The sequence below is a fragment of the Staphylococcus carnosus genome (genome assembly GCF_900458435.1).
GTDB classification, from domain to species: domain Bacteria; phylum Bacillota; class Bacilli; order Staphylococcales; family Staphylococcaceae; genus Staphylococcus; species Staphylococcus carnosus.
Map to the genome: position 1 here is coordinate 2032927 of NZ_UHCT01000001.1, position 25059 is coordinate 2057985.

At 33.4% G+C, this 25059-nt stretch carries 26 protein-coding genes and 1 pseudogene; 1 reads left to right on the plus strand and 26 read right to left on the minus strand.

The genetic code is table 11. From position 1 onward, the window contains the following. Positions 1-14 precede the first annotated feature (14 nt). The 6 genes from dltB to DYE31_RS09795 form a co-directional block, all read right to left on the minus strand. Positions 15-1229, minus strand: coding sequence for a D-alanyl-lipoteichoic acid biosynthesis protein DltB (gene dltB / locus DYE31_RS09770; protein ID WP_015899793.1), 1215 nt, complete (start codon positions 1227-1229; stop codon positions 15-17). Further along, complete coding sequence (gene dltA / locus DYE31_RS09775) at positions 1229-2683, minus strand: D-alanine--poly(phosphoribitol) ligase subunit DltA (RefSeq protein WP_015899792.1); 1455 nt, start codon at positions 2681-2683, stop codon at positions 1229-1231. The genes dltB and dltA overlap by 1 nt, the downstream gene beginning before the upstream one ends. Positions 2684-2698: 15 nt before the next feature. Further along, positions 2699-2815, minus strand: coding sequence for a teichoic acid D-Ala incorporation-associated protein DltX (locus DYE31_RS09780; protein WP_371093434.1), 117 nt, complete (start codon positions 2813-2815; stop codon positions 2699-2701). A gap of 459 nt (positions 2816-3274) precedes the next feature. Continuing rightward, positions 3275-4246: a 2-hydroxyacid dehydrogenase gene (locus tag DYE31_RS09785; RefSeq protein ID WP_015899791.1), complete on the minus strand. Its 972-nt coding sequence runs from the start codon at positions 4244-4246 to the stop codon at positions 3275-3277. Between the two features lie 8 nt (positions 4247-4254). Beyond that, positions 4255-5034, minus strand: a complete 780-nt coding sequence (locus DYE31_RS09790; protein WP_015899790.1) for a TIGR01457 family HAD-type hydrolase — start codon at positions 5032-5034, stop codon at positions 4255-4257. 4 nt (positions 5035-5038) lie between these two features. Further along, the gene (locus DYE31_RS09795) at positions 5039-5470 is read right to left on the minus strand and encodes a DUF86 domain-containing protein (RefSeq protein ID WP_015899789.1); all 432 of its coding nucleotides are present in this window, start codon (positions 5468-5470) and stop codon (positions 5039-5041) included. Between the two features lie 99 nt (positions 5471-5569). Between DYE31_RS09795 and DYE31_RS09800 the strand changes: the two genes are divergently transcribed. Then, positions 5570-5863, plus strand: a complete 294-nt coding sequence (locus DYE31_RS09800) for a DUF3055 domain-containing protein (protein WP_015899788.1) — start codon at positions 5570-5572, stop codon at positions 5861-5863. Positions 5864-5912: 49 nt separating this feature from the next. Here DYE31_RS09800 and DYE31_RS09805 read toward each other — a convergent pair whose 3' ends face one another. From DYE31_RS09805 to DYE31_RS09900, 20 genes and pseudogenes are all read right to left on the minus strand, one after another. Continuing rightward, a complete protein-coding gene (locus DYE31_RS09805) occupies positions 5913-6305 on the minus strand; it encodes a YutD family protein (RefSeq protein WP_015899787.1) in 393 nt (130 codons plus the stop codon). Between the two features lie 183 nt (positions 6306-6488). Beyond that, a complete protein-coding gene (gene lipA, locus DYE31_RS09810) occupies positions 6489-7421 on the minus strand; it encodes a lipoyl synthase (protein WP_015899786.1) in 933 nt (310 codons plus the stop codon). Positions 7422-7504: 83 nt separating this feature from the next. Next, entirely contained in the window at positions 7505-8824 is a 1320-nt protein-coding gene (locus DYE31_RS09815) for a bifunctional metallophosphatase/5'-nucleotidase (protein ID WP_015899785.1), read from the minus strand. A 16-nt stretch (positions 8825-8840) separates the two neighbouring features. Beyond that, positions 8841-9665 (minus strand): sulfite exporter TauE/SafE family protein, encoded by an 825-nt coding sequence (locus DYE31_RS09820; RefSeq protein WP_015899784.1) that lies wholly within the window; start codon positions 9663-9665, stop codon positions 8841-8843. An 11-nt stretch (positions 9666-9676) separates the two neighbouring features. Next, positions 9677-10525: a DUF72 domain-containing protein gene (locus tag DYE31_RS09825; protein ID WP_015899783.1), complete on the minus strand. Its 849-nt coding sequence runs from the start codon at positions 10523-10525 to the stop codon at positions 9677-9679. Between the two features lie 124 nt (positions 10526-10649). After that, entirely contained in the window at positions 10650-11726 is a 1077-nt protein-coding gene (locus DYE31_RS09830; RefSeq protein WP_015899782.1) for an NAD(P)H-dependent flavin oxidoreductase, read from the minus strand. A 41-nt stretch (positions 11727-11767) separates the two neighbouring features. After that, a pseudogene (locus tag DYE31_RS09835) lies at positions 11768-12802 on the minus strand (hemolysin family protein). A gap of 225 nt (positions 12803-13027) precedes the next feature. After that, complete coding sequence (locus tag DYE31_RS09840) at positions 13028-13243, minus strand: hypothetical protein (RefSeq protein WP_015899780.1); 216 nt, start codon at positions 13241-13243, stop codon at positions 13028-13030. Positions 13244-14030: 787 nt separating this feature from the next. Beyond that, a complete protein-coding gene (locus tag DYE31_RS09845) occupies positions 14031-14831 on the minus strand; it encodes a glycerophosphodiester phosphodiesterase family protein (protein ID WP_015899779.1) in 801 nt (266 codons plus the stop codon). Positions 14832-14910: 79 nt separating this feature from the next. Beyond that, the gene (locus tag DYE31_RS12700; protein ID WP_015899778.1) at positions 14911-15051 is read right to left on the minus strand and encodes a hypothetical protein; all 141 of its coding nucleotides are present in this window, start codon (positions 15049-15051) and stop codon (positions 14911-14913) included. After that, on the minus strand, positions 15044-15724 hold the full coding sequence (locus DYE31_RS09850) for a hypothetical protein (protein WP_015899777.1): 681 nt from the start codon (positions 15722-15724) through the stop codon (positions 15044-15046). Before DYE31_RS09850 ends, DYE31_RS12700 begins: the two co-directional genes overlap by 8 nt. A gap of 693 nt (positions 15725-16417) precedes the next feature. Then, entirely contained in the window at positions 16418-17821 is a 1404-nt protein-coding gene (locus DYE31_RS09860; RefSeq protein ID WP_015899776.1) for an N-acetylmuramoyl-L-alanine amidase, read from the minus strand. Next, positions 17821-18084, minus strand: coding sequence for a phage holin (locus DYE31_RS09865; protein WP_015899775.1), 264 nt, complete (start codon positions 18082-18084; stop codon positions 17821-17823). Before DYE31_RS09865 ends, DYE31_RS09860 begins: the two co-directional genes overlap by 1 nt. Positions 18085-18142: 58 nt before the next feature. Next, a complete protein-coding gene (locus DYE31_RS09870) occupies positions 18143-20248 on the minus strand; it encodes a BppU family phage baseplate upper protein (protein WP_015899774.1) in 2106 nt (701 codons plus the stop codon). A 46-nt stretch (positions 20249-20294) separates the two neighbouring features. Continuing rightward, entirely contained in the window at positions 20295-20693 is a 399-nt protein-coding gene (locus DYE31_RS09875) for a hypothetical protein (protein WP_015899773.1), read from the minus strand. Next, positions 20680-21114, minus strand: a complete 435-nt coding sequence (locus DYE31_RS09880; protein WP_235851280.1) for a hypothetical protein — start codon at positions 21112-21114, stop codon at positions 20680-20682. Before DYE31_RS09880 ends, DYE31_RS09875 begins: the two co-directional genes overlap by 14 nt. Positions 21115-21140: 26 nt before the next feature. After that, complete coding sequence (locus DYE31_RS09885; protein WP_015899771.1) at positions 21141-21314, minus strand: XkdX family protein; 174 nt, start codon at positions 21312-21314, stop codon at positions 21141-21143. Next, a complete protein-coding gene (locus DYE31_RS09890) occupies positions 21314-21670 on the minus strand; it encodes a hypothetical protein (protein WP_015899770.1) in 357 nt (118 codons plus the stop codon). The genes DYE31_RS09885 and DYE31_RS09890 overlap by 1 nt, the downstream gene beginning before the upstream one ends. Before the next feature lie 4 nt (positions 21671-21674). After that, positions 21675-23099, minus strand: coding sequence for a BppU family phage baseplate upper protein (locus tag DYE31_RS09895; RefSeq protein WP_015899769.1), 1425 nt, complete (start codon positions 23097-23099; stop codon positions 21675-21677). Positions 23100-23101: 2 nt separating this feature from the next. Continuing rightward, positions 23102-25057, minus strand: coding sequence for a glycosyl hydrolase family 28-related protein (locus DYE31_RS09900; protein ID WP_015899768.1), 1956 nt, complete (start codon positions 25055-25057; stop codon positions 23102-23104). Positions 25058-25059: the final 2 nt, after the last annotated feature.

The window sequence follows — 25059 nt, forward strand, 5'->3', positions numbered from 1 at the left end:
ATCTCCTTTTTTATTTAAATCAGCTTCCCTGAAAAAATTAAGAATCCGAATGTGACAAAGTGGAATGTAATAATAATACTTAGTGCTGTTGTAAAACGATTATCCCAACGCGGCGGATGTTTCTTGCGCCAACGTTCGTAATAACCATAGCCTATAAATAAGGCAGCATGATAAAGTCCATAGCCAATATAATATACTTCTAATCCGTGCCAAACTCCCATGATAAAGAAGTTTAAGAAGAAAGCTACATTAGACATTGCAAATTGACTTTTCATCAATTTCTTTTTAGACATAAAGAATAGCGATCTCATATAAATACAGTCACGGAACCAAAATGATAATGTCATATGCCATCTGTTCCAGAAATCCTTAATATTTCTAGATTTGAACGGCTGATTAAAGTTCGGTGGTGTCTTAATACCATATAGAAAGCTGACTGCTATCGCAAACAAACTATAACCAGCGAAATCAAAGAATAGATACATACTATAGGCATACATATATAACCAGTATCTTACAAAACCATGCAAATGCATTTGCAATGGCATTACGCCGTATTGGTTCACAAAATACGCAATAATATATTTATATAAGAAACCGAGCATTATCATATGAATTGCTTTCAAAACAAGTCCTCGGTATTCATCACCCGTCGGAACTTTTTTATCATCTTTTACGAATCGTTTATAACGGTCAATTGGTCCAGAAGAAATAGTTGGAAAGAATGAAATAAATTGGAAAAGCTTTCCTAATTTAATTTCTTTAATCGAGCCAGCTCTAATCTCCATAATCAGTTGGACACTTTTAAAGGTTACATATGATATACCCAAGAAACCAATAAATTCAATCAACTTGTGCTCATGGAATTGGATTTGTTGTCCTCCAAGCCATGAACTTGAAAATATTTTCACTAATGCCAGTGGCAAAATTGATAATGTCATCACGATAAAAAACTTAGCAAATGTATTATTTTTTGGTCGTGAATGGTAATACCACATAATCAAGGCTGCTTGCCAAAGCATATAAATAATAAAGCTGACGAGTTGAACACTCAAGTATTTTATACCGAAAAAGTTTAATTTATCGGAAGCAAATATAATTACAATCATAATTGCTGTACTAATACCATTATAAATATAGCTTCGCTTACCTAAAAATCCTAATATTATAACTGGTATAAGCAATATAAAAGCAATTAAGAAGAACGTAAACGTACCATAAGGTGTCATTAATTTAATTCCTCTGCGATTTTTTTACGGTCTATTTTACCATTTGAAGTTAATGGCAACTGATCCATCCACACAAACTTTCTAGGTATCATGTATTCAGGTAAGCTGGATTTTAAATCAGATTTTATTTCATGGGAAAGTTTTGCACTATCTTCAACATTTTCTGTTGGTACAACTGCACCAATGAGTTGTGTTACTCTACCGTTTTTATATATCGGTACGACTACGGCTTCTCTTACCCAACTTGACTGACGTAGGATGGTTTCAATTTCCTCAAGTTCCATACGATAGCCGTTCATTTTAATTTGAAAATCAATACGTCCTTGAATGAACCATTGATCATCTTCAAATTTTGCTCTATCACCAGAACGATAAGAACGTGTATCTTCACTTGTGCTAAATACTTCTTGTGTCTTTTCTTTATTTTTCAAATAACCGACACTAACACTGTTTCCTGTGATAATAAGTTCCCCTTCATCAGTTGTAGATAAAGTTGTACCAGGTCGCGCTTGACCAACTGGCAATGTACTATACTTTTCTAATATCTCAGGTGTAATTTGAATGCTTGTCACAGCCACTGTAGCTTCAGTAGGTCCGTAAGTATTATAAATTGTTGCCGATGGGAAACGTTCTACCAAAGCCTTTGCTGTTCTATGCGGTAAAATTTCTCCGCAGAAGAAAAATTCTTTCAGACTAGGATATTGTTTTTCATCTAAAGTCGGTAATAATAAGCACATTTCAATAAATGATGGCGTAGAAACCCATACATTGATAGGAGTTTTTTGCAACATATCATTTAAAAGCTTTGGCTTTTTAATCATATCTTTATCTACTAGATTTAAAGTGCCTCCTGTAAACAAGCAAGGATAGATTGCCATCACTGACAAGTCAAATGAAAATGGTGCTTGATTCAACCATTCTTGGCCTTTTCCTAATTGATTTAAATCCTTCATCCATTCTGCAAATTCAATTAAACTTGTATATTGAATTTGAACACCTTTTGGCTCACCAGTTGAACCAGATGTAAAAATAGTATAGACCACATCCTCAGGCTTCATATGTGATTCAAATACTTCAGGTGTTGATGTATTTTGAACACCTTCAATTGTTAAAACTTTACCTTGTTTAAATTCAAATGTTTCATCACTTGTATCAAAAATAAATTCAGGTTCTGTTTTATCAATAATCATAGCTGTACGCTCATTAGGCACAGACGTATCAATAGGTACGTAACCGCACCCCGCTTTTATACCTGCTATCATACCGACTACCATGAAAGGTGACATATGACCATATAAAATTACCGGTTTTTTGCTATCTTGAATCAAAGATGCTAATTGGTCAGATAATTCATCTAATTCTTTATAAGACAGTGTGTCATCAATGTGTCTTACTGCTATGCTGTCAGGACTATCTTTGACGATACTGTTTAATACATTAATTATATCTTTCATAACTTTCTCCTTTAATTAGAATTCATTGTAAATAAAGTTATTATGGGTATCTCCCGATCCATATATTAGGTACAAAGTAATGAATATTGCTAAATAAAGAGCAGTTAATAAATATGGCTTCAATTTTTGCATTGTTTCAAATTTTGTTTCGGGTTCTTTGGACTTCATGTTGCACCTCTCTAGTTAATTTAATTTTTTCTTAAGTACGAGTGTGACATGTGCGTCTCTTGTTAAATTCCTGTCCCTAATTCAACAAAAATATAATTCATTATAATCTTTTTCTCATACATTTTCAATTGTATTGGGAGTGTATATAGAAAATTTTATCATTTTCCGACCATTTCACCCTCTTATATACAATTGCTTTTAGTCTTCAAAAGAAAGAAATAAGCTATTTAAAAATTCAACACTCTTTCTAAATTTACTCGTTAAGTTTACTTATATCCTTACAAAATTTCAATATTTTTATGGGTAACATAATTGTAATACTCTATTATCTTTTCTCCATCATACTTAGGACGTAGAAAGAAAAAATTATTAAAAAAGCAGCATTTATCCTATAAATCATAGATAAATGCTGCTTCATATACTTTATTTTTTATTATCTGTAACCGGAGTAATCGGAGGATGTCCTTCTAATACTGCTTTTACATTGCTAATAGAAAGTTGAATCATTCTATCTCTTGTTACAACTGAGGCACTTCCGATATGTGGCAATACGACTGCATTGGATAATTTTAATAATGGATGGTCAGTAGAAATTGGTTCTTCTCTAAATACATCTAACCCTGCACCTGCAATCTCACCATCTTTTAACGCTTGTATTAAATCTTCCTCTACTACTGTTGCACCCCGTCCGATATTGATAAAAATTGCGTCGTTGCGCATTTTTTTAAATGCAGCACGATTAAATTTATCTTTCGTTTCTGGTGTTAACGGCGCAGTACATATAACAAAGTCACTATTTTCTAATAACTCATCGAAACTGACATATAGAACACCTAATTCTTTTTCAGCAATACGATGACGACTTCTATTATGATACATTACATTTGCTTCAAAGCCTTTTAAGCGACGGGCAAATGCTTTACCAATATCTCCCATACCAAAGATACCTACTTTTGAGCCATGTACATCTTTACCTGCTAAAAGATAAGGTCCCCAGCTTTTCCATTTGCCATCACGGATATATTGTTCCGCTTCAACAATTCTCCGTGCAGTTGCTAACATTAACGCAAAACCTAACTCCGCTGTTGTTTCTGTTAACACTTCAGGTGTATTCGTCACAGTTACACCGCGTTCTTCAGCCAATGGAATATCAATATTGTCATATCCTACTGCTAAATTCGCAATGATTTTTAATTTAGGTGCAGCATCTAATGTTTCTTCATTTACTTTTTCACTCAATGTAATAAAGCATGCATCTGCATCTTTTAATTCTTCTAAAAATTTTTCACGGGGCATTGGGACATATTCTTCATCCCACATTTCAACTTCTGCAAATGCTTTTAATTGATCAACAAATCGTTCTGGAATTTTCCGTGTCACTAACACTTTAGTCATAGTAACACCTACCCTTCTAATTCATTTAAAACCTCATTTAAATCTTTGAATGTGTATGTTGGTTGTGTTTCTTTTTGTGCAAGTTCTTCTTTGCTTGTTACACCTGTTTGTACATGAATTGTATCAATACCAGCGTTAATTCCTGACATAATATCTGTTTCATAAAGGTCGCCTACCATTGCAACTTCATCTTTAGGCAATTTCAATATATCCATCGCCATATCCATAATGATAGGTTGCGGTTTACCGATAAATGTCGGTTGAACTTGAGTAGATACAGTAATGACACTTGTAATAGCACCATTACCAGGTAAAAATCCGCGTTCATTAGGTATTGAAATATCTTGGTTTGTAGAAATAAATTTGGCACCATTGCGTACACCTAAAGTAGCTTGTGCAAATTTTTCATAATTTACATTAGTGTCTAATCCAACTACCACATAATCTACATGTGTATCGTCGATTAAAGTGAGACCTGCATCTAATAAAGCAGTACGGATACCGCCCTCTCCGATAACATAAATCGAAGCATTAGGATTTTCTTTTTTGATATATCCTGCAGTTGCTAATGCTGAAGTGATTACTTCTTCAGGTTTCGCCTCAATACCAAAACCAGCTAATTTCTTCACTACATCACTTGGTACTTTTGTTGAATTATTTGTTACAAAAAGATGAGGAATATCTTTTTCATTTAAATAATCAATAAATTGCTTAGCACCATCAATTTCATCAGAACCTTTATACATAGTTCCATCTAAATCAATCAAATAACCTTTATAGTGTTTCATAAAGTTAATGCTCTCCTTTTCCAAATGCGGTCACAGGCACATTTTCGTTATTTAAAAAATGAATTACTTCATCAATAAAATTACGATAATCTTCAAGTGATGAATCAAACAAAGGAATCAGATCTTCTGTATCTAATTGATCATATTCATGAACAAAACGTTTACGTACATCCACTGTTTTGTTAATTCCCTCTTTTGTTTTTGGGGAAATCACTTTTTCCAATTCAAGAATATCAATAACATCCTTATAATTGCCTGGATCTCTTAAAACAAAACCATCAATAATCATATTTCCAATATCCACAGAAGATTCGATCAGCATTTGCGCAATTCTTTCAAATGCGTAATGATTCCCTTTTTGTTCTGGGTAATCTTCTGTTAATTGTTTTAAATAATTCAATTTAAGTTCTAATTTCTCTTTATCCACAAAATACATGCCAATCACTCCTATTCCCTTCAATCATATCACATCTTTGCAGTACAATTCATTAGTAGATATACTTATATAAAGACGCTGTAAAGGAGTCGATGATAAATGATAGATATGTTTTTATATGATGATAATGAAGAAGCTGATGTTCAATACGTAGGAATGGTTGGAGAGGAAAGTCGTTATGATTTAATGATGTTTCAGACCAACCGTCATTATGGGAAAGTTTTAGTATTGAATATGCAGACTAATAAATTCGGTATCCTCGGACCGGATGATTTAGCCGAAGATGGATATGTCGCATATGTATTAGGAGTCAGTGATGCTGAAGGTGAAGAACTCACTGAATACTTAAAGGATGTTATACCTAGCGGGACTTTTGATAGCGGGGAATACTAATTAAAAAGGTTGAGATATCAATTTTGATGAATGATATCTCAACCTTTTATTATTGTTCTGGCTCTTGTTCTTTCGGAATACTGGGTTCAATTTTTACATCATGCAATTTATCTGAAGGATTATCAATAAGCTCACTATCTTCTGATTCACGTATATTTTTTAACTCTCTTTCAGGTATGCGTCTAAGTACAAAATACGCACAACCGAAATTACAGTACTCTAATAAATAATCTTGAATCGTTGAAAATCGTTTACTGATTTCAGCTTTTTTATTTGAGTCTTTATAAAAACCTTTTAAACGCAATTGTTCATAACCGAAATCACCGACTACATAATCATATTTATCTAGTATTTCAGAATAACGGTTTACGAATTGCTCTTCATCAAAGCAATCACGATATTCTTCTATTAATTCAAAGTATTTATCTCCTGCTTTAATCATCATTCTCACCTAATTTATATTCATTGTTCTTACTTATCTGTTAATATATTTTCCATTATACAACAAAAACTTAGATACCATATCCCATTATGGCACCTAAGTCTCTTAAAACCCAAACTATTAAAATGAAAGAAACGAGTCTTTTGACTCGCCCTTTCTAATTTTCACTATAAAATATTACGATTATGCTTCGTTTTTAGCCGCTTCTAATTTTTCATCACCAATACGTTGTCTTTCTTTAGCCGCTTCATTAACTTGCTCATCTGCATGATAAGAACTACGTACTAATGGTCCAGCTTGGCAATGTTTGAATCCTTTTTCCATTGCTACTTTTCTTAATTTACCGAATTCTAATGGAGAATAATATTTTTGAACTTTCAAGTGCTTACGAGATGGTTGTAAATATTGACCAATAGTCAAAATATCAACATCTGCTGCACGCAAATCATCCATAGTTTCATGAAGTTCTTCAATAGTTTCACCTAAACCTACCATGATACTTGATTTTGTAGGAATATCCGGTTGCAATTCTTTAGAACGTCTTAAGAATTCTAAAGTACGATCATAAGTTGCACGTGCACGAACTCTTGGAGTCAAGCGACGTACTGTTTCAATGTTGTGGTTCAAAATGTCTGGTTTTGAAGCCATTAATGTTTCAAGCGCATCATAATCTCCACCCATATCAGAAGGTAAGATTTCAATCGTTGTATAAGGATTGCGCTCTCTTACTTTTCTGACAGTTTCAGCATAAACATTTGAACCTGCATCTCTTAAATCATCACGCGCTACTGCCGTGATTACAACGTGTTTCAAATTCATCAACTCAACTGATTCAGCAACACGTTCTGGTTCGCCCAAGTCTAATTCATTCGGCAAGCCTGTCTTAACTGCACAGAAACGGCAAGCACGCGTACATACCGCTCCTAAAATCATAAACGTAGCTGTACGGCGTTCACCCCAGCATTCATGTATATTCGGACACTTTGCTTCTTCGCAAACAGTGTGTAAATTCTTCTCACGCATCATCTTTTTCAGACCAGTATAGTTTTCGTTCGTGTTCAGCTTAATCTTCAACCAATCTGGTTTACGTAAAATCTCTTCATTTTTTGTAGCCATTACAACACATACCCTCCTGTGTACTCATCTTCACCTTATTATAACGAACTTATAAAGAAATGAAAACGCTATAACTCATAATTTCACAGTTCTAATAATTTCTTTTTGAAAATATCCCGTAAAAACTCAGGCATTAGATACTCTGTCGGCAAATCTTTAAAGATAGGGAAATAACGTCCAAAGGTATACATATCAATTGTTCCTAAAGTATAGATGTGATCATCTTCTATTTCTTTACCTTGAACAAAGAAACGGGCTTCAGATTCAATATAACCCATCTTATATAAAATATAGCCACCAAAAATATCTCCTCGGAATCCTAACCCTTGCGCATGCTCATGCATATAATTTTGTTCTTCAGCAGTTAGAATTACCGATTTCAAATCTTTTCCTGAAATTTTTATTCTGACAGCATTAATTGGATGCGGCAACATTTGATGCACATCAAATTCTGTCACTTTTGGTCCATTAATACCTTTAACTATCAGACCTGCATTTATAATTGTACAATCTGCATGTGTAAATTCATATACACTTTGTGCAAGCAGATATGACGTTTTAGTGATGACATCCGTACGTCGCGGCAAATCAACTGGATGATCTATAATCGGATCACTCATCAAACATTTTCCTTCTTCAGCAAAATGCGTGTCGACTTCAGGCAAAGTATCTACTGGCAATAACTTTGCTTCTTTATGTACAACTTTTTTATTTTCAATTTTTAAATCAACTTCACCAAGATAATGTCCATATTTACCAGCGGCTGCCATCAAAACACCATTCTTCACTTCACCGTGCTCAAAATAATGATGTGTATGACTTCCGAAAATCACATCAATTTCAGGCAGTTCTTCGCACAATTTACGATCAAAGAAAATACCACAATGGCTCATCACAATGAGTACATCATATTGTCCCTTTTGTTTTTCAATTTCATCTTTGATAGCTGCCATCGGGTCTGTTACTACCCAATCCAATGCACGATAAAAAGGAGTGAATGGTGCGGTTGCTGCGACAAATAAAATATGCGTATCTTCAATGGTTTCTATAAAACTTGAAGTCATATGATGCGGAAGATTGCCTTCTTCATCAAATACATTGCTGCAAGTCACTGTAAAGTCTGCATCTTCATACAGTGCATTTAAATCATCATGCGAAATAGTCATACCTTCATTGTTTCCTATTGTCGCAATATCACAATGAGCAGCATTCAATAGTTGAACGTTTTTTTGGCCATGGGTCGCTTCAGTAACAGGTGCAGACAAATCCACGTGGTCGCCAATATCGATGTAGAGAGACGGATGGTTTAATTCAGGTCTATGTTGAGCCATATACGCTGCAATTCTTTCATAGTCATGCAAGTGGCTATGAATATCATTAGTATGGTAAATCGTTAATTCCATGCTTAATTGTCCCCCTTTAAAGAATTGATTTTATAATTAAATAAATACCCATCAAAAGCATGACTGTACGCAATAATACAACGACAGTATTCGATTGAATAGATTGATTAATTTTAACACCTAATTTAGCACCAAAATAACTCGATATAACTAATACAATTGCATAATGCCATGCGACATGCCCTTGAAAAATATGTCCGATAGAACTCATGACACTAGAGAAGAATATCATCATCATACTCGTACCAACTGCAACATGAGGTGGGAATCTAAACACAATCAGCATTAATGGTGTCATTAATGCCCCGCCGCCGATTCCAAACAAACCTGTCAAAATACCGATACCAAAAGTAGCAAAAAAGGCAAATACAGGAGGAACATGATAATGATATGTAGTGCCGTCATTTGCAATGTATGTACGTTCATATTTCTTTTTTTCAAAAAGAGAGATGGGTTTTATATAATAACGCACCATCAAGATAATGGAAACAAAAATTAAGAAGATACCAAAATATAAATTGAATGAATCTAGAGTTAAGTATCGACTTAATAATGAGCCGACTAATGAACCTGGCAACAAACCAATCAAAAAGATATAACCATTTTTGATATCAACTTGTTTAGATTTCATATACCCTAATGTCGAAGTTAAACCTGTTACAATCAAAATGATTGAAGATGTACCTATTGCAATTTGCGGGGTAATTCCAGTAAGTAAATGATGTTCTACACCAAAATATACCATAGTCGGTACAATAATAATGCCTCCGCCAATACCTACAATAGAACCGAGTATGGCAGACAATGCACCAATCAGAATGAGTAATAAAATACTCAGCATTTAATCACTTCCTAAAATAATTTAAGTTGCTGCGGCGCTAATCCTTCATAATCAATACCTAAAATTTCTTGAAGTTCTTTAGCATTCCCAGCTGCATGACCACCTGAATTGTTATTAAAAACAACATATATTTTCTTCGCTTTATGTTGAATGATGCGTATCTGATCAGCTAAACTTTCTAATTCTGCTGTTGAATAATCATATAAATACCGCACATCTCGCCACGCTTCATCCGTCATATCTTGTTTAGTCCAACCATGTCTATTACGGCCATGATAACGAACAAATGCAGTGTCTGTTGTTATTCGATTGACCATAGGTGCTGAACCTTCTCCAACTTGCGGTTCATCTACAATCGCATGTATTAAATGCTGTTCAGTTAAAAATTGAAGTGTATTTTCTTTCATATCACCTTCAAACCAAGTTTGATTACGAAATTCAATACACACAGGCACATCCTTTAATTGCTCTCTCACATAACGAATGTAATTGATATTTTGTGTCTTACAGTCAAACCAAGGTGGGAATTGTACAAGTACCATTGCTAATTTATCTGCTTCAACTAATGGCGAAATCATCAAACGAAATTGTTCAAATAGTTCATCTCTTGTTTCTGCATAGTCTTTATAATCTGCATGCAGCGTCAAGGCTTGATGAATTTTCACCACGAACTTAAAACGTTCAGGTGTTTCTTTAATCCATTTACGTATATTACGTTCTGGCTGAATGGCATAATAAGATGCATCCAATTCTACCACTGGAAAATGACTGGCATACGTCTTTAATTTATCTGTTTTTCGACTTAAATCAGTATAAAGCGAATCATGGTCGCCCCAACCTGTCAGTCCTATATCTATCATAGTAATCACCAGCTTCATTTTATCATATTTTATTGTGAGAACACTTTGCGTAAACTCAAATTTACTTATTCTATAAAAAGCTAAAAGAAGATGCTGCAAAATTTTTCAGCACCTTCTTTGATATCTATCTCCTAATTCCATTTTTATTCATTTCTTCAATTTCATCCACAATAGTATTAATAATTTTACTTGCTTTTCGATTGGTTGCAAGACGAGGTGTCTGACCGCTCCATAGTGACATCAATTTATCATTATGTTGTTCTGTAGAAGCTTTTCTGATTCCTGATGTTAATTGATTTTGAATTGGATAATCTGGGATTTCACCATTAAACTCAGATAAATAATTAATAAAATCATTTCGAATACCCCGTGCCATTTTACCGCTGAATGCATTCGTTAAAACTGTAGAGGTATCTGTACTATTTAATATCGCTTCTTTATAAGCAATATCTGCACCGCTCTCTTGAGAGGTTAAAAAGGCTGTCCCCATTTGTACACCAGATGCACCTAGTATCATACTAGCAAGTACACCGCGACCATCCATAATACCTCCAGCTGCAACAATTGGAATAGAAACAGCATCTGCTACTTGAGGTATCAGTGAAATATTTCCAACCATCGGATATTCACCATTTTCTTTCATAAATGACCCCCGATGGCCACCCGCTTCACTTCCCTGCGTAACAATAATATCCACTCCGGCCGTTTCATTGGCTGCTGCTTCTGCTACCGAAGTTGCTGTACCCATCACAACGATATCATGCTCATGCATCCTGCGAATCAAATATTTATCTGGGATTCCAAAAGTAAAACTTGCAATGGGCACTTCTTTTTTAATTAGAATATCTATTTGTGCTTCTAATAACTGGTCTTGTGATAAATTAATCACCGGATTTTCTAGATTTAAAGCACGACGGTATGGACTTAACCATGCATTCATTAAATCCACTTGCGCTGGAAGTAATCTCTGTTTATTGGGTACAAATAAATTTACTGCAAAAGGTTGTGATGTTAATTGTTTTACAGCATCAATTTCTTCTTCCAAACGTTCTAATCCGAAATATCCTGCACCTATTGTTCCTAAGCCGCCGCTTTCACTGACATGAGCGACTAATTCAGGCATTGTATTGCCTGCCATACCTGCTTGAATAATTGGATATTTGATTCCTAATTGCTTGCTGACTTTTGTATCTGACCACATCTCTATCTCTCCTATTTTATAGTCATTTTCTAATCGTCATTTTATTTTTTACCTTTTATTTGCTTATTTTTGTTTTTCAAGCGTTGTTCTACCATATTTTGTTCACGTTGATCCATCTCATCTTCTATATCTAAACCTAGTAGTTGTTCTATTAAATCTTCCATTGTGATAATAGCATCTGTACCACCATATTCATCCAGTACAATTGCGATATGCTTACGAGAAGCAATCATCTTACGCATTACCCACTCAGCCTTATTATGTTCATTGACAAATAAAGGCTCTGAAATAAAATCACGTAATGTCTTATTATGTTGACGACTCCATATCAATAAATATTTAGAATGGAATACACCTACAATATCATCAATATCTTCATCATATACTGGATAGCGTGTATAAGGATGCGACATGATAATTTTATACACTTCATCATAAGGTGTATCAATAGAAAAGGCAGTCACATTTACACGGGGTGTGGTATCCACGTCGTTAACTTTCAATTGATCAAATTCCATCACACTTTGCAGTCGATTACGCTCATATTCATTGAATGCACCTTGAGTTCCTGCAATCGCAACCATCGTCCGAACTTCTTCTTTAGACATCTTTTGTGCTTGGAAACGATCATTGATTAACATTTTGTTAATTAAACCAGTTAAAGCATTCAATACTTTCGTAATCGGTGACAAAATAACCACAAACAAATGGATAACTGGGTAAACAATTCTTGAAATTGCATCAGGATAAGTGGCTGCCACAGATTTTGGAATAACCTCTGAAATTATAATGACGACAACTGTAATAATTGCCGAAGCAATTCCGACATTCCATCCATGATCGACTGCATAAATAGTCACCAAAGTAGGCAATACGATATTCGCACTGTTATTAGCAATTAATATTGTAGTGATGAACTCTCTGGGTTTATCCAAAAGCTTCACTAATTTTTTAGCACGTGGATCTCCCTTCCTGCTTTCAGTCTTCAACTTCACTTTATTGGCTGCTGTTAATGCTGTCTAACTTCCAGAAAAGAAGAATGACACAAAAATTAAAACAATAATCGCTATCATCATGATGGTAGACACTCCTTCTAAACAGATGCATATCCGTAATTTAACTATGTGTTTAAGACTTAAATTCCCTTAACATTTACTAAGTAAACGGTTAAACAATTAGGGGATCTAAATATTAATACCTTTATTTTACACAACTTCCCCCTTTTGAATAGTAAATTTTTCAAAGAAATACGGACTAAAAAGAAGCCCCAAAAACCAAGTTATATACCAGGTTTCTGAGTCTTAAAAGAAATATGTCAGATAATACATAAAATGCAATATCATGAAGATAACTGCCGCTATAATAGAAGCTGTTAAAAAACGGTTGCCGTTGACTTCATCGTACTTTTTAAGTTTCACACTGCAAATAATACTGCCAATCGCAAACAAAGGACTGACTAACGTTAAAATTATGAAAATAATGATAAATATTTTTAATGTTGTCGCTGTATTTTTCATATTTGGACTCCTTATCCGTTACAGGTTGTCTTTTTACAATTCTTTAACTTATACCCTTTATACCACAGGAAGTATTTTTTTTAAATATAAACAAAAAAAGCAGCGCGTAAATTCTAAATTTACACACTGCTTATAATCATTTATTAGATTATTAAAATCAACTTGGAGTTAACCGATTGAGCCTTCCATTTCGATTGAAAACAGTGTTTTTTAGGAATTTTTGAAATTAAAAACGTTGATTTCATGCGGTTTTTAAGCACTTAAATTATCTGAACTTTTCTATTTTCCAACAAAATGGTATCAAAAATGGTATCAAAAACCCACCTATTCAGTATATAGTATAGGTGGGTAGAATTATGTATAAAAAGTACACAAAACTGTATTATTGGAGGGAGGTGTAATGTAAGTTTTAATGCTCCGTATAATTGGGGGGGCATGAATGATACAGATTTATATGTGTACTAATGTTAATTATAGAGCTAATGATTTTTACAGTCAAATTTTACTTTTTATAAGTTCTATATCAATCTTGACTTTAAAACTCATAAAAAAAGAGGACTGCTCAGCCAAGCAATCCTCCAATGGATGGACATTATCCATTACTCACACTTCAATTATAACTTAACTTATGCTCCCCACAACACCAGTGTTTATGCCATTTCGTTGGCATACCGTTGTCGTAGATAAAAATTGTCGTGGTTAGACTCTCTAGCTGACAGATTGCCCATTGTTACGCAATCAAATGTCACTTACAAAACAGCCCATCTTTTCATTTAGGTGGGCTGTTTTATGGATTGTTATTAAAACCTCCATCTACTTTGATTTCTTTCATTTTTTCGACTTCTTTTTTATTATTTAATGTAAAAACGTGTACTTTTAGACCATTTTCATGTGCCCGTTCCACTAATTCTTTTTCAGTTTTTTTATAATTAATTCCTATGCCATAAGAAAACTTAGATAACCTTTTTAGCTCTGTATCAGTTAATTTGCTTATGTCATTATCCTCCACTAATAATATTAGAGGTATATTTTTGTTCATTTTATGTATATTAGATAGGCTTTTCTCTGAAAATGACTGAATTATAATCCTACCATTTTTTAAATTATGAGGCGTTAATAAAGTTTTTTTATTTAATTCATCAATTAACTTTCTATCCATTCCTGGATAAGCTTCTGGTGTTTTGGTTTCGATGTAGAAATTTGTCTTATTATAATATTTTTTTAACACATCTGATAACAAAGGAACTTTTTCATTCGAATATTTCCCATCAAACCAAGAGCCCGCATCTAACTTTTTTATTTCGTTATTAGTTTTATTTTTTACCAGACCACTACTATTAGTAGTTCTAGTAACATCATTATCATGCATAACAATTAATTCTTTATCTTTAGTCATCTGTAAATCTAATTCTAAATAATCAGCTTCTTGTTTAATAGCTTTATCATAAGCAGCATATGTATGTTCTGGTGCTTTTCCACTTGCTCCTCTATGTGCTATATTTAAATAATCCTTTTCTAATATATTATTATTACTACACCCTGCTAATAAATAACTACTCAATAAACCAAATGCTAATAGTCTTTTCATTTTCCCCATCCTACATATGTTATATTTCGTTGTACTATCTACCATTTTTTATTTTATTAATTCATAACCGACCAACATTTTAATTCGGCCGGCTATAGTTTATACTTTTAAGTTTTTCTATATCTTTTTCTAAACGATCTACTTTTACTGATTGACCATAAAAAGCTAATCCGAAAAATGCCGCTGATAAAGTTGGTAGAATCCATACAAGGTTATCCATGTTTATCACTCCGATTCTCTATGTATTCTTTTATATCTAGCACAAAATTATTTACCATATGATAAACCTCATCTAAAAAACTAAAAACTTCCCTATTATTATATTCGAAATATAATTCTTCTTCATATGTATAACCTTCATTTTTAGTTATATCAATTTCTTTATCATCAATAACTATTCCTTTACTATCGCTATCTTCATCTCTAATTATAGTAACATTATTGATTAAAATATTGTTCCCATAGACACCCGTGCCACTATTTTCAATAATGTTCTTTCGATGAATGTTGATACTAGAGTGTTTTTCATTATTTTGCATTTTATTAAATTCATTATATAAGTTTGTCGAAAATAAATTGCCAAAAATTGTTCTGCCCTTTTCGTCCCTAACGCCAAATCTCTGTTCTAAAACGTTGTAAAAGTTTTCGTCATTTTTAAAATCATTTTTATTAGGGATATAGCTATTTATTTTTTTATTAATTTTATTATAATTTCTTAAATACTTGATTGAATATTCCATTGAAGATTTAAGTACATTTAACAATAAATTAATCATAATTTGATCGTTCAAATTTATTGCTTGTTTCTGTTTTAACAATTCTATGTGATACAAGTAGAATTCTAATTTTTGTATACTCTGATCATATAAAGTTAACTCTTTTAGGCGTTTCATAAAACAACCTCTAGTTTTTGGCATTTATTCGTTTTGGAGTAAATTATAATATAGTCTTTATCTTCTTGCTCATAGATGCTACGATCTTCAAAATGTAAAATACGATTAAATTTTAATTTAGACAAGTATTCTTCTATCATAATTTTGTACTCTGTTATACAAATTATATTTGTTTTTGGATTTTCATAATCTTCTATATGTTCAAAAAGTATATACATATAACACACCTACTTTTTTGCTTTCATTATACCATATACCCTTCCATTTCGATTGAAAGCAGTGTTTTTTTAGGAATTTTTGAAATTAAAAACGTTGATTTCATGCAGTTTTTAAGCGCTTAAATTATCTGAACTTTTCTATTTTCCAACAAAATGGTATCAAAAAACCCACCTATTCAGTATATAGTATAGGTGAGTAAATTATGTATAAAAAGTACACAAAACTGTATTATTGGAGGGAATGTAACGTAAGTTTTAATGCTTCGTATAATTGGGGCATGAATGATACAGATTTATATGTGTACTAATGATAATTATAGAGTTAATGATTTTTACAGTCAAATTTTACTTTTTATAAGTTCTATATCAATCTTGACTTTAAAATACATAAAAAAAGAGGACTGCTCTGCCAAGCAATCCTCAAATATGGATGCACATTGCAACCATGAACTCTATTTATATTATAGCAATTTATTTACTTCCAAACAATTTCGCCCCAGTATTTTTCATTTTTAATCTTCTGTTCTTTATCAGTGATTTTACAAACTGCACAATAGAAATCTTTGTCGCTTGAACCGGGTTGCACATATTTGAAACGAACCCACCAATGACCATCTTTTTTGATGACTTGGTCAAATGGAACGTAATTACCATTTTTTAACCATGATCTAGGTTCGACTTCTGTACCGTTTAATCCTGGAGATTTTCTAACTTTAATTGTTCTGTCTGCAGTAAACTTGCCTTTCCAATTCCATACAGTTTGTTTTTCTTTAGGTTTACTAGCTTTAGCGCCGATTTGTCTACCATTAATTGCCTCTGCAATTCGTTTAGTGAAACTATCTAAATTATTTGTAATGTAATTCATATCATGTTTACTTGTAATGAAACCAAGTTCTATTAATCTATAGTTTAAATTTAATCGACCTGTTACATTAGCGTTTAACAAATCGTTTCTAGGTGTAACACCTCTGATTTTACCAACCGTTTTACCTAATGCACTAGATAAGGCTTTGTCTATATCATCGGCTGGGTATCTATCACTAATAATTACATGACCGCCACTTGCTTGTGGGCTTGCTGCGTCTAAATGGAACTCTACAATAATATCAGGTTTTACGTTCTTTTTAACCCAATACAATCCATAATCTGAGTAGTTCCCAACTTGTTGTCCATAGCGTGTATCTTGATATAAATCTTGATTCATTGTTTTACCACCATATAAGACAACGGTATGCCCTACACTTTCAAGATACTTTTTAACTCTAGGAATGATATTTTTACGATTAAAGTCACGTTCATTATATCCATTTGCAACGGCACCAGGATCATTTGAATATGCTCCTTTACCATGACCGGCGACAAGCATAATCTTTTTACCTTTGTTCGCTTTAGCTTTCCTAGCTGGTTTAGATTTACTTTTAACCGCGTTAAGTTTAGTTGATTTAGCGTAGAATGGACGGATAAACCACATTGGGAAATCATATCCATGTGTACGGCGTGTAGCTACTTCTGGAGGCGTCCAATAAGCACCACCCAACCAGTTTTGCTCAAGTATCGTAATTGAATTTAAAGTAGCTTTTAATACGATACCTACATGTCCATAACCTTCTCCATAATTACGATTGAATATCACAACATCGCCTGGTAACGCTTGGAACGATTGTGTATTTTCATATACAGTCGCCTCATTTGTGAAGTTATTCCATGTTGGTATGTCTGCAGCACCCACACCTTTTAAGCCGTGATTGAATAAATAAAGCCAATATTGGTTGGCTAGATCAAAACACTGAACACCATATGCGTTATCGGGATTATACGCATGTCCCTCCATTGATTTTAAATAACTAATCGCTTGTTTATATGTTCTAATTGATGTCATTAGAATTCATCTCCATTCATTTGAGGGGCGCCACCTGTTGAGTAAGTGCCTGCTTTAGATTGTTTGATTACTTTTTGGCCTTTTTGGGCATGATGAGTGAAATTGTTGTTTTTCCACCACGTCCAAAGAGATACAACACCAGTAATTAATGTACTGATTGTCACTTCATCGACCGGTATTGGCGAAATGTGATTTAAAGCTAAAGCTTGGTTAACCCATGCTAGTATTAATAAAATTGTTCTTACAATTGTTCCTGTATCCATATGTTTTGCTCCTTTCGAGTAAAATAAAAAGCCGACACATATGTGCCGACTTTATAATCTATACATTCCAACTAATATCGAAAGATAAATAGTTTACGTTTGCATCTGTTCTCCAACCAGTTGCCGGCGCATTTACGACTAAATGATACGTTCCAAAATCTTTTGCTTCTGCAGCAGTCGAAATTCTTGCTTGTGCTACTTCTGTTGCCCCATTAGAATTACCAACAAATATTAAAAATGGTTTGGTTAAATTCGTAGTTAAAGCATTTGTATATAAAGTTTCAGGGGTTTCTGTAAATGGTAAGTTAATTTTAATTGGTTCTTTAACAAGTTGATTTGTGTTTTCATCAAATTTAGCGATAAATCTGGCATACACTGACCAATCAACTTTTCTTCCAACTCTATGAGCTTTACTTGATGACAAGGAAGTTAAACCAGTTATATTTGATGATAGTTGAGCCAATGATTTATTTTGTCTGTGATAATTAATATCAAATAGTCTATATGGTGCTTGTATACCTATACCATTTGAGCCTTCGTAAAAAATACCAGCTTGTGGTTGGTATACCAATCCTGCAATCATAGTTGAATTTGCAATGTAATTTAGTGGTTGTCTTGAAGGATTAGGGAACATCACTTTACTTGTTGCTACACTATCATCTTTAGTCATACCATTAACAAATGAGTTTCTAAAGCCAACTGAATAGATATACCATTCCACTGCTTCTGCACCATAGTTATTGAATGTGTTGTATTGACCGTCTAAAGCTACAATGAAAGTCTTTTTGCCATTTAATTCACTTGGTAAGAAACTAGGTGCATTTCCAATAGCCCCGTCGCCTTGCAATGTTTCAGCATAAATATTATTGAAGAAATTACCGTCAGTTTCTCTTAATAAAAAACCAATCCATGTACGTGCAACTCTGAAATTATTAAATGTATTTCTGTTATTATTGAATTTATTCATGAAATATCCTACGCCTAAGTCAACACAGATTTGAGCGTGAATAATGTGGAAGTTATCAAAAATATTATAGTGGTTTCCTGCGCCATGTGTGAATTGTAAACCTGTGCCAACGTATTCCATCCAAATATTTTTAATTCTGTTCATTGACGCACTACTAGGCTCGGTAGTTGAAGGATCTTGACCTATATATATCCCGACCTGACAATCATTTATACTGATATCCTCTATAATATTATTTGAGCCATATAACGACAACGCTGCTTGATGTGGCAATTTCTCTTTCGACGTATAATCTGCTGGAATTTTACCGGATTTTCTTGTAAGAATACTGTCTTTACCATTTCCGTATATTTTAATACCAAATCTGTAATTGTATGATGTCATGTGTTTAGTTTCTAAATTTTTAGATATATAAAAAGTACCTGACGGAATAAAAATAGTGCTTCCGTCTATTTCTGCCTCTTTTATAGCGTCTTGAATTATTTGGTAATTGTCTGTTGTACCGTCGCCGATTGCACCTCGTGCTACGATATTAATAACTCGTTGTGTGTTGTTTAATTTAACATCTGAATTATTTAACCTTTCATTTAGACTATTAAAATTGTCTCTAGCATTAATAACCTCACTGTCAACTTGTTTAGCAGATGATAATTTTTCAAATTCTTCAGATACTCGATTTTCTGTATATGGAATTAATAAATCTTTAACATCATTAGGGTCTGCGTCTTGTCCTTTGAAATCATCTGGGTTTTCTTCAATTATTCTACGAACAGTATCTTCAACTAAGTTGACGCTTATTTCTTTTTCAACAGCACCTTCTATACCAGAATCAAGGATATTGAAGTTAAAATTAGCAACGTGAACAGAACGCTCTTTAGATTCAAGGAATAACTTCGCATCAACTTTACCTATGTGCTTAATGATTTTTGTAGGAATGATGTATTGGATTAGCCCGCTTTCAGGTAGAACAACATCCACTGGTTCATTCAGAAATATTGATTTATCTTGCAGGAATAAGTCTAATCGTGGTTTCATATCTATTGTGTTTAGATTAACTGGTTGTCCATTCCAGTTAATGTAGATACGGATAGAACTTGTGTTGTCATCCTCTGTGTAAAAATTAGCGCCAATGTTTCCTAAATCTACACTTTTATTATTGATGTTCGCTTGTACATCTTTATTTTTAAATATAGTCATTAAATCACTCCCTTGTATATTAAAAAGCCGACACATATGTGCCGACTTATTTAAAGAAGATATTTGCTACCAAAGAGATAAGCGGGACTAATACAATCCCTGCAAATCCCAACCAGTAGCCGATTACTTCTCTGTTTCCTTTCGCTTCTGCTTCTACGGTTCCTTGTAAATTTTTAATTTCTTTCTCATGACTTTTTGTTTCGTATTCTAAATCAGTAACTCTAGTGCCTACTGTTGCTAATGATTCACTCATTTTTTCTAAGTGTTTTTCTGACCTAGCTTGTGACTCGAACGATTTTTCTTGCAGCAATGTCTGTCTATCTAATTTATTCAGCAAACTATTAAAGTTTTCTGTGTGTTTCTTATCTACTTCGTTTATGCGTTCGTGTATTTTACCCCTCGATTTTTCCCACTCGTGTTTTAGTACATATTTATCTTCGTCCATAGATACCTAAACCACCTAAGAAACCGACAAATCCGAGCCATGCCGTCATGATAATCATTTGCGCTGGGGTTAGCCAATTAAGCGCATTATATACAGCTGCCGATGACATTAAGAAGTGTATGATGGCACTTCCTAACCCACCTATTAACATAAAGTAATCCGAAGTATTATTCACAGATCGTTTGCCGAAAAATAAACTTGATAGAATCAGACAAGTACCGAATATAAGCAGTAACAAACCCCAAATCCAAATAGACATAACGTCATTTAACGCTTGGTAAAAAGCACTCTCTTTGATTACTCTTTCAGGGCTTATGAACCAGTAGAGGCCTCGTACATCTACAAACACGCCTAATCCAAATAAAGATAATGTGGCTAGTTTATCGCGTATTGTAAACTGTTCATTCATGCGTTCACCCACTTTCTATAAAATAAAAAGCCACTAAATTAATAGTGACCTTCTGGTATTCCATCTTCTTTATCATCTTGATATTCTTCCTTAGTGATTCTTGCGTAATCTTCTTTAGTTAAACAACCTAATTCAACATAGGTTTTAATATCATCGTTTGTGTAGCATTTAATATCGTAAAAATATTTAATACTTTCAAATGTTGGCCACATTATTCAACACTTCCTTTAAGTTTTGAAATCTCAAGCATTGCTTTCGCTAACTCTTTTTGAGTTTCTCTTAATTGTACATTACCTTTAGCAATTTGCATTTGTGATTGTGCAACTATGAGTTCTAAAGGGTCAGGCTTTTGTGTGATACCATTGTTATTTTGTTCTGTATCGTTTGCTGTTGCACCATACCATTTTTCACCATCAAACTTGCGTGGTGGATAAAGATTGCTAGGTGGCATGATTTCTGTATACTGATACACACCTTGTTCTTTTAAATCTTTTTCTGATAAACTTCCATCTTCATTAGTTAATACTAAATATGGATTTCCGTTATAATCAAACACTTGTTTATACATTCAATCACCCCACGATATAAGTTAATTGTCCGTAGACAAAATCACCTGTATTAATTGTATTATCATTATTTTGCCATATTTTAAACACTTTGTTTGTTACATCATAACTGCATTTAACTGGGTTTTTACCTGAATTACCGTCTGTTCTTGCTAAAAAACTAAATGCATATTTAGGTAGCACATTTGACGGCAAAGTTAAGAATGATGTTTCGGCTTTAGCAGATGTCATTCTAACGTTGAATATGATATTGCAAACTCCGTTTTTTACTCTATAAACCGAAGGACCTAAATCTGTATCGGCTTCAACGCCACTCATTAACGGTAGTTCTTGCCAACCTGTATCAGAAATATTTTTATCTACATATACTTTTGCGTCTGACAAAGCCTTATCCGCTTTAGCTTGTGACCCTGATATGGATTCTTTATCGTTTAAAGGATCATGCCAATTCGACCAAACATTATTAAAGCGATTGATGTATAATTTATCTGAATTTTGAGGTTGAAAATATACAATTTTAATAACATTTCTTTTTTGAACATTTACAAAGCCATCAGTACCAGAAGGGGTACTAACTGATTCAGAAGCAAAGTAACTTCCAGGCTCTAATCCATTTAGATATTCATTATTTAACAAATCTGCTTTCGTTAATTCTTTCGATGAACCATCATTGTTTGTTAATTTATATTTTTGCCAATTATCCGTAATTGAGGATTTAACATAGCCTCCAGCTTGAACATCAGAGTTAAATTTATTAATCTTCTCATCCATTGTGTTATAAACAGTGTTTAATTGGTTCGTATAGTCACTACCTGTATTTGTGATTTCTTTTAAGGTACTATCTTTAGACGTTTTAATCTCATTTAGACTTTTAGTTTTCGCCGAAGTAAGTTCGTCTAATCCTTTTGTTGATGCGTCTAATACAGCTTGTGCTAAATTCTCGCCGTTAGCAAAAGTTTCTTCCATTCGTTCGTATCTTTCAGTGATGTTCTTTTCTAAATCTGCAAAGTGTTTGATGTGTATTAATTTTGTTTCGGCATCTATACTATCAATTAAAGTTTTAGCTATATTAAAAGAGAACAACCGTTCAACAACAGTGTCCTCTTTCCCTTTAATTGCTATATCAACTTGTCCTGTTACCTTACCTGTATGGCGTAACATTTCATCTGACAATGTATACGATAAAATACCATTTATACCATCCTTTATCGTTAAATCATCTCTCACTATAGATCCATCTTCAAATTCTAAACTTATATTTGTAACCACATTACTTTCACCCAATAACAATGGTTTGTGATTTCTAGTTACAATAAAATTTAATATTGATGTTTGAATATCTCTCGTGTAAAAATTAACGTCTAAATTAGACAACGGTTGGTACTTAGCAGTAGTTTCTAAAGGTATATTTGTCTGTTTATCCATAGTCATTATCAATACACACCTTTCGTGCTCGTTTTTATAATATTGTTGTAGTCCGATACATTCCAATAACCAATTTTCGTATTAGCGTCACCATCTATAAATATGCCGCCAGAGCCACCGTTATTGAATATAGTAGTGTTTTTCATATTAACACCACGTATAGCAAATGATTTATCTGAACCGTAGGCGTGATTATGTGCTACTTCGCCAGTGTCAAAGTTATTTAAGTAAATACCACCACGTTCGTTACCGTCGATGTTATCAGTATTTGGATTTGAAACAGTATTAGATCTAACAAAGGAATACGACGCATGTTGAACATATATGCCATTTTTACCTGTAGTATTAACTAAGTTGTTCAAAATGTTAATGTATTTATTTTGTGCGTAATACCCTGTATACGGTGAAACTTCATTATAAACAGCTTCTGTTTTGATATTATTCAAATAATTCTTCTCAATAAACACGTTGATACAGCCTTTATATCTTACACCTCGATAAGCATATGAGATTGTATTGTCCTTAATATGCATATCATCGCATAAATTCATAACAATCGCTTCACCGATATCGTTGTTATCAGATACGAAGAAGTTATTTGTGATTTTGATGTTTTGCACAGGTGCGCTTATGCCATTATATTGTTGACCAAATACTGAAACACCTGTTTTCTTATATTCTTCAAACGAATTATTGTTGATTGCATATAATCGACCAGCTTGAGGAGTACCTGACGGAATACCTTTAACATCATTCGCACTTTTATCTTCGCCACCCACTGATGAAATACGAACACCTTCATAGCAACGTCTAAATGAATTTTCCGTTATTTTCGTATTCACCCATTTATAAGGTCGAACGGCTGCTTGTTTGATATCTTCAAATGTATTCCCTACAATTTTGATATCTTCTTGATAGATGTTATGCACACTGTAGTGGTTACCTATTGCTACATTAAATCCTTCAAGTATATCTGACTTTCTAAATGTACAGTTTTTAATCGATACTTCTTTACATGGCGTGCCATCATTATAGCCTGCACCACCAATACCTTCAGCTGTATACTCACCGATTTGTATTGCTTCTTTAAAGTTATCACCCGTTAAATTGATATACCCTTCAAATGTACAGTTATCAAACGTTAAACTTCTAACACCGTTTGCATCCACACAGTGATAACTAATTAGGTTTCTAAATCTCACATTGTTAAAAGTAATGTTCTCTGCATGTTTTAGTATCACCATGTCAATAGCAGTCGTTTTGAACTTATCAATTTGTTCATAGTTAGAATCTAACGTACCACCTTCAAAATGAATGTTACCTCGACCTTCATAGCCATAGAACGCATCTTCACTCGGTCCATTCATGAAGAAACCACCACCCCAGCCACGAAGGAGGATTGCATTGTTATCCATTTTTACTGTTGTGTTCTCATAAATAATAAGTCTTTTGCCTATTAAATATTTACCAGCAGGGATATATAATGTTCCTGAACCGTTATTATGAATTCTGTTTAAGGCATCTTGAATATAATCCGATACGTCTGTCTTACCAGTTTTATCTGGGTGATACTCATCAATGTTTATAGAACTGATTTTTTCTTCTACACGATTGATGTCTGTATAAACATCGGAAAAATCTGTAAATAACCTTTGAGATAAGATGCCATGTTGTGTACCATCTTGACCGACACGTGCATCTGTTACTTCTTTAACACCATCACCATCTACACCGACAACTAAATTCTTAACTTCATTTAACAAATAAACAATCATCTTATCTAGTGTTGTGTTGGCATGCGTGATTTGTTTACTGTCATGTGCTTTTAATTGCTCATATTGATGATAAATCATTTTATCTTCAATACCATTTGTGAAACTGAGTACGTTCTTAAAGTTACTTATTGTTTCGTTTCTCCAACGTTGATCTAATTGGTTACTCATATTTGTTTGCATTGTAAGCATAA